Below are 9,838 nucleotides of genomic sequence, written 5' to 3'. Positions count from 1 at the left end.
GCCGCGGGGAGGGTTCAATCCGATCCAACCGCTCCGCGATGGACCGATTGAAAACCAAATTACCTGAAACCCTGCCTCTTCCAACCCTTCCGCAGCCAAGAAATGCACTTTACAATCCATATCGGCGATGATTATAATCATATGTAGTCCGTACCGTCAGTTCATTGCTTATCGTTGAATGAAACGAGTAATTTCGTTTAGTTACGGCCTGGCGGCTGATACAAAATATCCTTATGGGATTAAATCGCGTGCCATCAGCCGTTCACGTTGAACTGGCAGTGACTCCTAAACCCTATTATTGAAACCCTATGGCCCATGACCGTTACCAGACAGAAGAGCAGCTTGGTTCAGAAACCCGGGATGAAACCCGGGAGCCACCCCGATACCGGGTGCTGCTGCACAATGATGATTTCACCACCATGGAGTTTGTCGTCGAGATATTGATGTATGTGTTTAACAAGTCACCTGAATCGGCGGCAAAGATCATGCTGAATGTCCATCAAAAGGGTGTCGGGGTGTGTGGGAGCTACTCCCATGAAATTGCCGAAACCAAGGTCGATACAGTTCACAATCTTGCCCGTGAAAGCGGCTATCCGCTGCGCTGCAGCATGGAACAGGAATAGAAAATGATCAGTAAAGAACTCAGCGCCACATTGGGCTTTGCCGTTCGCGAGGCCAAAAAACGGCGGCATGAATACGTCAGTGTCGAACACGTGCTTTTTGCCATTTTGCACGACAGTTCCGGACTTGAAATCGTTGAAAAATGCGGCGGAAATGTGGAAAACATTAAAGCCAATCTGGAAATGTTTTTCAATGATAACATGGAGATGCTTCCTGAAGAAAGTGAGTACGTGCTTCAGCAGACCATCGGCTTTCAGCGGGTGATTCAACGGGCTGTCAACCATGTTCGCTCGGCCGAGAAGAAAGAGGTGGCCGTCAGCGACATTCTGGCCTCCATTTTCATGGAAAAGGAGTCCCACGCGGTCTATTTCCTGAGCGAAGAGGGAATTTCCCGGCTGGATGTGTTGCGGAACATCTCCCATGAGCTTCCAACGGGCATATCCGATGACGTGTCTGAAACCGACGCACCGTCCGAGCAGAAAACCATTAAGAAAAAGTCCAGTCCCCTGGAAGCTTACACGGTGAACCTGATCGACCAGTCTGCCAAAGGCAGGCTGGACCCACTGATCGGGCGCGAACTGGAAATGGAGCGGACCATGCAGGTGCTCTGCCGGCGCAGGAAAAACAACCCCATTTTCGTTGGTGATCCGGGGGTGGGAAAGACGGCCATGGCGGAAGGGCTGGCCCAGAAAATCTGGGGCGGCGAGGTGCCGGACCTGCTTAAAGAGGTGCGCATCTATTCGTTGGATCTGGGCGGTATGCTGGCCGGCTCAAAGTTCCGGGGCGATTTCGAACAGCGCCTCAAGGGTGTGGTGTCCGAACTGAAAAAACGCAAAAACGCAATCCTGTTTATCGACGAGATTCACACCATCGTCGGTGCCGGTGCCACCAGCAGCGGATCCATGGATGCCAGCAATATCCTGAAGCCGTTCCTGTCCACCGGTGAACTGAGATGCATCGGCTCCACGACCTATGAGGAGTACAAGAACCATTTCGAAAAGGACCGTGCCCTGTCCAGGCGATTCGAAAAAATTGATATCATGGAACCGCCGGTCAAGGAATCCATCAAGATCCTCAAAGGATTGCGCTCCCGTTACGAGGAACACCACGAGATTGTATACACGGATGCGGCGCTCAAAGCGGCCTGTGAACTGTCGGCCAAATATATCAACGACCGATTCCTGCCGGACAAGGCCATCGACGTCATCGACGAAGCCGGTGCCGCCATCCGGCTTTCCGGTGCAACCAACCGCAAGTGGGTTCATCCGTCGGATATCGAAAAGATCGTGTCCAAGATTGCTCGAATTCCAGCGGTCAATGTTTCTACGCCGGACAAGGCTAAACTGGAAAATCTGGGCGGCCAGCTGCGCCAAGTCGTGTTTGGCCAGGACGACGCCATCAATGCCCTGGTGACCGCCATCAAGCGTTCACGGGCCGGGCTGGGGCAGCCGGAAAAGCCCGTGGGTTCATTCCTGTTCACCGGCCCCACCGGCGTTGGCAAAACTGAAGTGGCCCGGCAGGTGGCCCGGCAACTGGATGTGGAGTTCATGCGCTATGACATGAGCGAGTACATGGAAAAGCATGCCGTGGCCCGGCTTATCGGTGCACCCCCCGGCTACATCGGCTTCGACCAGGGCGGTCTGCTCACCGACGGCGTGCGCAAGCACCCCTACTGTGTCCTGCTGCTGGACGAAATCGAAAAGGCCCACGAAGATCTGTTCAATATCCTTTTGCAGGTGCTCGACCATGCCACCCTGACTGATAATAACGGCAAAAAGGCGGATTTTCGCAATGTCATCGTCATGATGACTTCCAACGCCGGTTCGCGTGAGATGAGCAGCGCCACCATCGGTTTCGGCGACACCAAAGGCGATTCCACCGGCAAAGGCAAAAAGGCCATCGAGAAAATTTTCAGCCCGGAATTTCGAAACCGCCTGGACGGCATCATCACCTTCAATGCACTCGACCGTGAGATCATGGCCATGATCGTCGACAAATTTATGAAAGAGTTTGCCGACCAGCTGGCGGTCAAGAAAGTATCCATTGAGTACTCAAAAAAGGTGAGAAAATGGTTGGCCAAGAAAGGCCATGACCCCCAATACGGCGCCCGGCCCTTGGCCCGCGTCATCCAGACCGAGATCAAGGACATGCTGGCGGATGAAATTCTCTTCGGTAGGCTGGAGAAGGGGGGCAAGGTGGTGCTGGATATGAAGGGTGATGAGCTGGTGTTTGAATATGGCAAATAGATTTGGTTGATTGGGTTTGTTGAGTTTTTTGTGTTTATTGAGTTGGAAACGTGTGGAATACCAGTTACTCGTATGACGAGTTGCCGTTTTTTCGACCTAAAAACCGATTGATGATTGCAAACATAAGGTAATCTGGGTTTTGGGCCTTACCCAACAAACCCAACAAACCCAACAAACCCCGTCTCCCATGCCCGTCTTCACGCTCTCCCAAAAACTCTCGTTTCCACCACCGCATCTCGCTATTAAAGAAGGCCTGCTGGCCGTAGGCGGCGATCTGGGCGCTGAACGGCTCCTGCTGGCATATAAAAGCGGCATTTTCCCCTGGTACAGCCCGGGCGAACCCATCCTCTGGTGGTCGCCCGACCCACGTTTGGTATTGTATCCGGATGAACTGAGAATCTCTAAATCACTACTCAAGATCATCAAAAGAAAAAGTTTTAGTGTTACTTTCGACAAGGCTTTTGAAGCCGTGATTCAGGCATGCGCCGACGCGAAGCGATCTTATGGCGAGGGGACCTGGATCACCGGTGAGATGAAAGACGCCTATAGTGAACTGTATCGGAGAGGATATGCGCACTCGGTGGAAGCATGGCAGGGCGAAAAACTTGCCGGCGGTCTTTACGGCATTTCCATCGGCCGCGTTTTTTTCGGAGAATCCATGTTTAGCCGGGTCAGCAATGCCTCAAAAGTTGCCTTCGTTGCGCTCGTTGAGAATCTTAAACAGCATAAATTCAAGCTCATCGACTGCCAGGTGAGAACTGACCATCTCATCCGTTTTGGTGCCCGGGAAGTCCCGAGAAAATTGTTTTTGGATCAGCTTGAAAAGTCGGTCGTCAGCTCAAGGCGTTGCGTTGACACCTCATAGGAATTCGGTTCATTTAGTCCCCACCTCAAACCGCCAACCCACAACTATTTCCATTCTTTAGCGGTTAAACCTCGGGTCGATAAACGCTGAGACAATCGAAGGCCTCCGTTAGGACTATTCGAGTTGCCCGAGCCACGATAGGCATTTTTCCAAAATTTTCCGGTGCACGTCGGCTTCCGAACGTGAGTATGCTTTTGGAAGATTGAAAGAATGATTGCCGCCCTCGATGGCTTCTAAATCGTGGGAGCATGGCAGGTTGTCCAGCACGGTATTCAGCTTGTCCATATTGCACAGGGGGTCTTTGGTGCCCGCAAAAAACAGCATCGGCAGCCTGATCCGGTAGAGGTGGGCATCGCGCAGCTGGTCCTTTTTTCCCGGGGCGTGCAGGGGATAGCCCAGAAAAATGAGGCCGGCCACATCCATCAGGCCCTCGGCCACCATCTGCGATGCCACCCGACCGCCCATGGATTTGCCAATGGCGATAATTCGTTTGACCGGGAATTTTTGATTGTGCTGCATATACGCGTAAGCACACTGCCAGGTATGGATCAGCTTCTGTTGGGAGTCGGGCGACTTTTTGCCCTTTTCCTTGTAGGGGAAATTAAACCGCAAGGTGACGCAACCGGCAATGGCCAGCCCTTCGGCAAGGGCAACAATCAAGGGGTTGTTCATGTCGTTGCCGGCGCCATGGGCAAAAATTAATCCCGCTCCATTCGTTTGGGATGGATGATCCGGGCCTGCCAGAACGGCCGAGACATGGACGTGGTCGTCAAGATCGATGCGTACATTTTCTGAGACTATCGGAAATTCCTTTCCTTTCGGTCACCGGTCATTGCTCTGATTGAGGTCTCTCTTCCTCTTGATCGCCGCACATCGGATGATTGTTTCTGTCAGGCGATTCCAATCGTTTTCTTGAAAGCGATCGAATGACGTGGGTCTGTTTGTTGAGAGCGATGAAAGGCAGGGGCGCATTATCCTCGCACGGTCCGCGTGGCTATCTGACGATGCTGTATTCCTCGTGCTGCGGAACTTGTTCAAAATGAATGTGAAATCCAATTTGAACACCGGAAGGACGCTGCCATGAATAGCGGGATCCAACGATCCGGGTATCTATTCCAGCAGTTCCAGGATGATGCGTTTTTTGCTTTTCCCCGAAGCGGCGTTCAGGATGGTTCGGATGGCTTGCACATTCTGGCCTTTTTTGCCGATGATTTTCCCCAGATCCTGTTTGGCCACGGCCAGCTCGATGACGACGCTCTGCTGGCTTTGAATCTCGTTGACCGATACCTGTTCCGGCGCGTCAACGAGTGCCTTTGCAATCTCCTCGACCAGCTTCTTCATGGTGCCTCTCCCTGGATATGATTATAGACGTTCGCGCTGCTCCCCACTCAGTTTCAGGTTGACAGGTAAAACAAACTGGCGTTTGTTCCATTCAATTAATCATCGGCCGAAAACGATGACAAGTCAATCACTCTTGCAAAAAACGGCACCGGATCGCTCACCCCCGGTCCAACGGTGCCGCTTACAAAAGGTATTTAACCAGCCCGTCGATGCCACCTTTCCATGAACAACCGGTGCTGTGAACAACAGAAAAATCGGTACCGGACAGGTCGGCGGCCGAGATTTCCGTGGGGAAGGGGACATGATCCCAATCTACATGAAAATAGACATTCTGGCCGTTGTTATCTTTTACGAAAAACCGGTGGGTTCCACACTGCGGGCACAACAGATAGCGTTTTTTCATTTCGGGCTCCCGCTGCTTAACAACCCGGGTTATGGCGAACAGGTAACCCGTATGGTAAGGGTGCACCTTTCCCCGAAGACAACCCGATCAAATAAATGCTGAACCACAATTATTGAGATGCCGAATCGGCTGGAAGAATAATAAATAATTGTAGCCTATCTAACCAGTCAACGCAATACGGGCGACTCGTCATGATTTCCTTGTCCTTATTTGTCCTATGGACGAATCATCAAGCCTCCTTCCAAAGGTGCGGTGACCGTCGTCTGCCATCCGAACCGCGGTTAGTGACTTAATAAAAAATACAAAAAGGGCGTCCTTCGATTTGCAGTCAACCCAGGATGCCTTATTTTGAATAATACCTGTCTCACTGAATAGGTTCGATGTATCAACGGTGGGATTTTGATTGGTAGACATCAATAATCAGAAGGGATGAGATTTAATGAGAAAAGTTTCTGTGACGGTCCTGATATCGATAGCCATCCTTGCCGGCGGTTGTGGCCACAACAAATTTCACCAGGGTTCAATGCCCGATCCCGGACCCTACATGATCCATTTTGATGAACTGGATGCCGACGGCGATGAGGCGGTGACCTGGGCGGAGTTCAAACAACGGTTCCCGGATACCACCGCGGATGTGTTCAAGGCCGTTGATCTGGATGGTGACGATGTCATCGATCATGACGAGTGGCACGGCTTTAAGGAAGCCCACACAAATGGGTGACGGACGTCGTTCCGAATAGCCGTTTGTATCGATTGAAGTGCTGAAAAAGAAAGAAGCGGACCGGGCGAGTCGTAGTCCGGTCCGCTTTTACAATGCCCCATGGCAGCAGGGTCTTTGTCAGCCGATTTTCAGAATCAGCGAGGCACCGCTGTCGCCGGCGGCACAGCCCGTCCACAGCAGGTAACCGCCGCCTTGCATGACCGCCTCTTCGATACCTTCCATGATCAGCCGGGTGGCTGTAGATCCCTGGGGGTGACCGTAAACCACCGACGAGCCGTAGTTGTTGAAACCGTCGACGTCGATCTCCATCTTTCGGGCAAAATTGATGTCGTTGACCACAAACGGGTTGTGGGTCTTGATGACCTTGATGTCGCCGATGGACAGGCCTGCTTTGTTAAGGGCCATTCGGGCAGCCGGCACCGGTGCGGCGGCCATGTAGCCTTTCTTTTCCCTGGAGAAGCCGTAGGCGATCACCTGGATGGGGATGGATGCGTCGGCACTCAACCGTTCGGCATTCTCTTTGGTGGTGACAACCATGGAGGCGTTGCCGTCGGCCGGGTGGGTCTGGGCGCCGAAGCTCAACACACCGCCGGGCATCAGGGGTTTGAGTTTGGCCAGTCCCTCGGCGGTGGTGGGCATGATGCCTTCGTCTTGTTCCACGAGGATGCTTTTCTTGCGCGAGAGCTGGATTTCGGCGGCGAACATATACCGTTTTTGAAAGGCCCGGTCGTCGGCCAGGGACATTTGGTACTGCTCGTAGCGACGCACGGCCAGACGGTCGCATTCTTCTTTGGTGATGCATTCTTCTTTGGCGACATTTTCCGCCGTTTCCACCATGCGTAGGCCCACATTGGGATCGGCATTGAAGTTGTCCATCAGCCAGTTTTCGCTGATCACCTCACCCCCGGGACCATTGGGGTTGGGCCAGATGGTGTGGGGACCGTTGGAGGTGCGGTCGGTGGTGAGAACAAATGTATTGGACGCCATGCCTGTTTCGATGAAAGTGGCCGCCTGGAAGATGCAGGTGGTGCCGGTGGTGCAGGCCTGGCTGACGGCGATGCCGGGAATGCCGCCGCAGCCCATAAGGGCGGCGGCGTAAGGTGCGCTGTAGAACTGGTGCAACTGGCTGATGGTGTTTCCGAAGACCAGGTAGTCGAAGATGCCCGGTTCCCAATTCTTGTCGGCAATCCAGCGGGCGGCGGTCTTTGCGCCCAGCACGATGGAATTCTCGTTGGCCATGGCCCCCTGCCAACGGCAGAAGGGAGTGGAGTAGTAACCTTTGTAAGGGATGAACGCTTTGGTCAGCATGAAAACAACCTCCTCGTCTCTGGCGTGTTCACCCAGAAACGGCATCTTGCGGTCCAGCTCAGCGTTCTCGCCTTATTGAGCACCTAGTGAAGCTTTAGCGCTATCCTCGACGTAGCGCTGCTACGCCTTCGGTTTCAATAAAGCTGCGGCCTTAATCTGAACCCCAAGCTACCATTTCTGGACGAACACAGTTCATTTCTTAAACGCTTGGTGGCAACCGTATCATGATCGCGGCTCGAAGCCGCTCCAACAATTCCTGAATCCGTAAATTCCCAATTCCGTAATCATTTTTCCGGGGCCGGACAGCTGTCGGTTTCCGGGAACACCGGTTCGCCCTCGGCGTATTCTTCCCGCAGAATGCGGTGAAGGATTTTTCCCGTGGCGGTGCGTGGCATCTGGTCCGGTTGGATGAAAATCACCTGCTTGGGCCGCTTGTAACCGGCTATTCGATCACGGCACCAGTCGAAAATGATCGCTTCGGTGAGGTCCGACCCTTGCATGGGGACCACTACCGCCGCGACCTTCTCACCCCATTTGTCGTCCGGCAGGCTGATGGCCGCCACATCGAATACGTCCGGGTGGCTGCCGATGGTTTCTTCCACCTCGCTGGGATAGACGTGCTCGCCGCCGGTGATGATCATATTGTCCTTGCGGTCCACGATCTGGTAGAAGCCGTCCTCGTCCATCTGGGCCATGTCGCCTGCTGAAAACCAGCCATCCTTGAAGGCGGCGGCGGTTTTTTCGGGCAACTTATAGTAGGCGTCGAACAGCATGGGCCCTTTGGAATAGAGCTCACCCACTTCGCACGGGGCCACTTCCTTGCCCTCCGCATCCAGAATCTTGATCCGCTCGGTACCCAGGCTTTCTAAACCGATTGAGCCGAGTTTACGCATCTGATCCTCGGGACGCAGCACGGTGACGATGCCAGCCTCGGTAGAACCATACCCCTCGTAAAGCTCAACCCCGGGGAAGAATTCCATGATGGCGGTCTTCATTGTTTTTCTCACCGGAGCACTGCTGCAGAGCAGCTTTTTTATGGAATGGATGTCCCGCTGCCTGGCCTCGTCGGAGACATTGAGGATCAGGTTGTAGTGGGTGGGAATCAGGGAAATAAAGGTGATTTTCTCCCGCTCCACGATCTCCAGAATCTCCTCGGGCCTGAAGGATCGGGCCGGGTGGATGTAGACCGTGGCGCCGATATAGGTGAAGGTGAAGGTGAAGAAGGTGGAGTTGATGTGGCAAAGGGGCATGACATTCATGCACACATCCCGCTGGTCGAACCCGAAGTCCACGGCGTTGATCAGGAAGAAGGCGATGTGGGATTCATGGGAGCGCAGCACCCCTTTGGGTTTACCGGTGGTGCCGGAGGTATAGATGAGTATCCATGTGTCCGAAGGGGCGACCGCTGCGTCCGGTTCACTGTCGGGTGCCTCGTCCAGCAGCGATTCGTATTCCTGGTAGCCCGCTTTGGCCTGGTCCACCACAATGTAATTCTCCGGTGGAATCTGCTTCAGTTGAGGCTTGATGGCATCCACGCACGGCGTAAATTCGTGGTGCACCGCCATGGCCTTGGCGTCAGCATTGTCGACGATGTATGCTACCTCACGGCCCACCAGACGGAAATTCACCGGTACGATGACGATCCCGGTTTTGGCGGTGGCCAGGTAGAACTCAATGATTTCGATGCTGTTTTCCATGAGCACAGCCAGTTTGTCACCTTTTTTCAGGCCCATCTGCATGAGGCGGTGGGCCAGGCGGTTGACCCGTCGGTTTACTTCGGGGTAGGTGAACCGCCGTCGGGCGTCACACAGGGCAACGGTCTGAGGATATTTCCTGGCGTTCATCTTGAGCTGCTGTCCCAGATTCATCCAATGGGCCATGGGGCGTTCCTTAGGTTGAAGGGTTCGGGGTTCAGGGTTCGGGGTTCAGGGTTCGGGGTTCAGGGTTCGAGGATGCAAGGGTTCGAGGAGAAAATCAACTAATCCAACCATTCCAACCAACTGAACCAATCAAACCAATCCAACCAACTAAACTAATCTAACCAATTATATCTGTTCACGGTTATCGGTTCACAGTTCACCGTTTTTTCAATGAACTATGCAAAAGGTTGAAGCAGTATTGAGAACCTGCAATCTTTTTTGTATACTTCTATATTCTCGAAAGAAGACTCCATAGTGATCGTCTGTCTTCTGTTTTTCTTAACCGTGAACCGATAACTGTAAACCGTGAACGGTTAACATGTCGCATTCTCGCGGCACATGCCCAGGATGCTTCTGGTTTGAAAGTCGATATACTCGTCGATGCCGTAATGGTTGGCCAGAAACCAGCGCCGG

The 9,838-nt window shown here is 53.3% G+C and carries 9 protein-coding genes; 4 read left to right on the top strand and 5 right to left on the bottom strand.

The window, feature by feature from the left end:
• The first annotated feature begins 308 nt into the window (after positions 1 to 308).
• The 3 genes from clpS (at position 309) to aat (ending at position 3,732) form a co-directional block, all read left to right on the top strand.
• The gene (gene clpS / locus QNK41_RS13905; protein WP_319257935.1) at positions 309 to 623 is read left to right on the top strand and encodes an ATP-dependent Clp protease adapter ClpS; all 315 of its coding nucleotides are present in this window, start codon (positions 309 to 311) and stop codon (positions 621 to 623) included.
• Positions 624 to 626: 3 nt separating this feature from the next.
• Positions 627 to 2,867 (top strand): ATP-dependent Clp protease ATP-binding subunit ClpA, encoded by a 2,241-nt coding sequence (gene clpA / locus QNK41_RS13900; protein WP_319257933.1) that lies wholly within the window; start codon positions 627 to 629, stop codon positions 2,865 to 2,867.
• A 139-nt stretch (positions 2,868 to 3,006) separates the two neighbouring features.
• On the top strand, positions 3,007 to 3,732 hold the full coding sequence (gene aat / locus QNK41_RS13895) for a leucyl/phenylalanyl-tRNA--protein transferase (RefSeq protein ID WP_319257931.1): 726 nt from the start codon (positions 3,007 to 3,009) through the stop codon (positions 3,730 to 3,732).
• A gap of 114 nt (positions 3,733 to 3,846) precedes the next feature.
• Here aat and QNK41_RS13890 read toward each other — a convergent pair whose 3' ends face one another.
• From QNK41_RS13890 to QNK41_RS13880, 3 genes are all read right to left on the bottom strand, one after another.
• On the bottom strand, positions 3,847 to 4,431 hold the full coding sequence (locus tag QNK41_RS13890) for an alpha/beta family hydrolase (protein ID WP_319257937.1): 585 nt from the start codon (positions 4,429 to 4,431) through the stop codon (positions 3,847 to 3,849).
• A 411-nt stretch (positions 4,432 to 4,842) separates the two neighbouring features.
• Positions 4,843 to 5,073: a KH domain-containing protein gene (locus tag QNK41_RS13885; protein ID WP_319257929.1), complete on the bottom strand. Its 231-nt coding sequence runs from the start codon at positions 5,071 to 5,073 to the stop codon at positions 4,843 to 4,845.
• 181 nt (positions 5,074 to 5,254) lie between these two features.
• The gene (locus tag QNK41_RS13880; protein ID WP_319257927.1) at positions 5,255 to 5,476 is read right to left on the bottom strand and encodes a hypothetical protein; all 222 of its coding nucleotides are present in this window, start codon (positions 5,474 to 5,476) and stop codon (positions 5,255 to 5,257) included.
• 439 nt (positions 5,477 to 5,915) lie between these two features.
• On the opposite strand from QNK41_RS13880, the gene QNK41_RS13875 reads away from it, so the two are divergent.
• Entirely contained in the window at positions 5,916 to 6,197 is a 282-nt protein-coding gene (locus QNK41_RS13875) for a hypothetical protein (protein ID WP_319257925.1), read from the top strand.
• A 117-nt stretch (positions 6,198 to 6,314) separates the two neighbouring features.
• Here QNK41_RS13875 and QNK41_RS13870 read toward each other — a convergent pair whose 3' ends face one another.
• Both QNK41_RS13870 and QNK41_RS13865 read right to left on the bottom strand, forming a co-directional pair.
• Positions 6,315 to 7,505 carry a thiolase family protein gene (locus tag QNK41_RS13870; protein ID WP_319257923.1) on the bottom strand — a complete coding sequence of 397 codons (1,191 nt, stop codon included), beginning with the start codon at positions 7,503 to 7,505 and terminating at the stop codon, positions 6,315 to 6,317.
• Between the two features lie 284 nt (positions 7,506 to 7,789).
• On the bottom strand, positions 7,790 to 9,385 hold the full coding sequence (locus QNK41_RS13865) for a class I adenylate-forming enzyme family protein (RefSeq protein WP_319257921.1): 1,596 nt from the start codon (positions 9,383 to 9,385) through the stop codon (positions 7,790 to 7,792).
• Between the last annotated feature and the right edge of the window lie 453 nt (positions 9,386 to 9,838).

It is taken from the genome of Desulfosarcina sp., assembly GCF_033791525.1.
Classification (GTDB): domain Bacteria; phylum Desulfobacterota; class Desulfobacteria; order Desulfobacterales; family Desulfosarcinaceae; genus Desulfosarcina.
The sequence above is the reverse complement of the archived record's forward strand: the minus strand, read 5'-3'. Positions and strand labels throughout refer to the sequence as shown.

Coding starts and splice junctions, on each gene's coding strand:
- clpS (WP_319257935.1), top strand. CDS start 309: ATGGCCCATGACCGTTACCAGACAGAAGAGCAGCTTGGTTCAGAAACC.
- clpA (WP_319257933.1), top strand. CDS start 627: ATGATCAGTAAAGAACTCAGCGCCACATTGGGCTTTGCCGTTCGCGAG.
- QNK41_RS13870 (WP_319257923.1), bottom strand. CDS start 7,505: ATGCTGACCAAAGCGTTCATCCCTTACAAAGGTTACTACTCCACTCCC.
- QNK41_RS13880 (WP_319257927.1), bottom strand. CDS start 5,476: ATGAAAAAACGCTATCTGTTGTGCCCGCAGTGTGGAACCCACCGGTTT.
- QNK41_RS13865 (WP_319257921.1), bottom strand. CDS start 9,385: ATGGCCCATTGGATGAATCTGGGACAGCAGCTCAAGATGAACGCCAGG.
- QNK41_RS13885 (WP_319257929.1), bottom strand. CDS start 5,073: ATGAAGAAGCTGGTCGAGGAGATTGCAAAGGCACTCGTTGACGCGCCG.
- QNK41_RS13875 (WP_319257925.1), top strand. CDS start 5,916: ATGAGAAAAGTTTCTGTGACGGTCCTGATATCGATAGCCATCCTTGCC.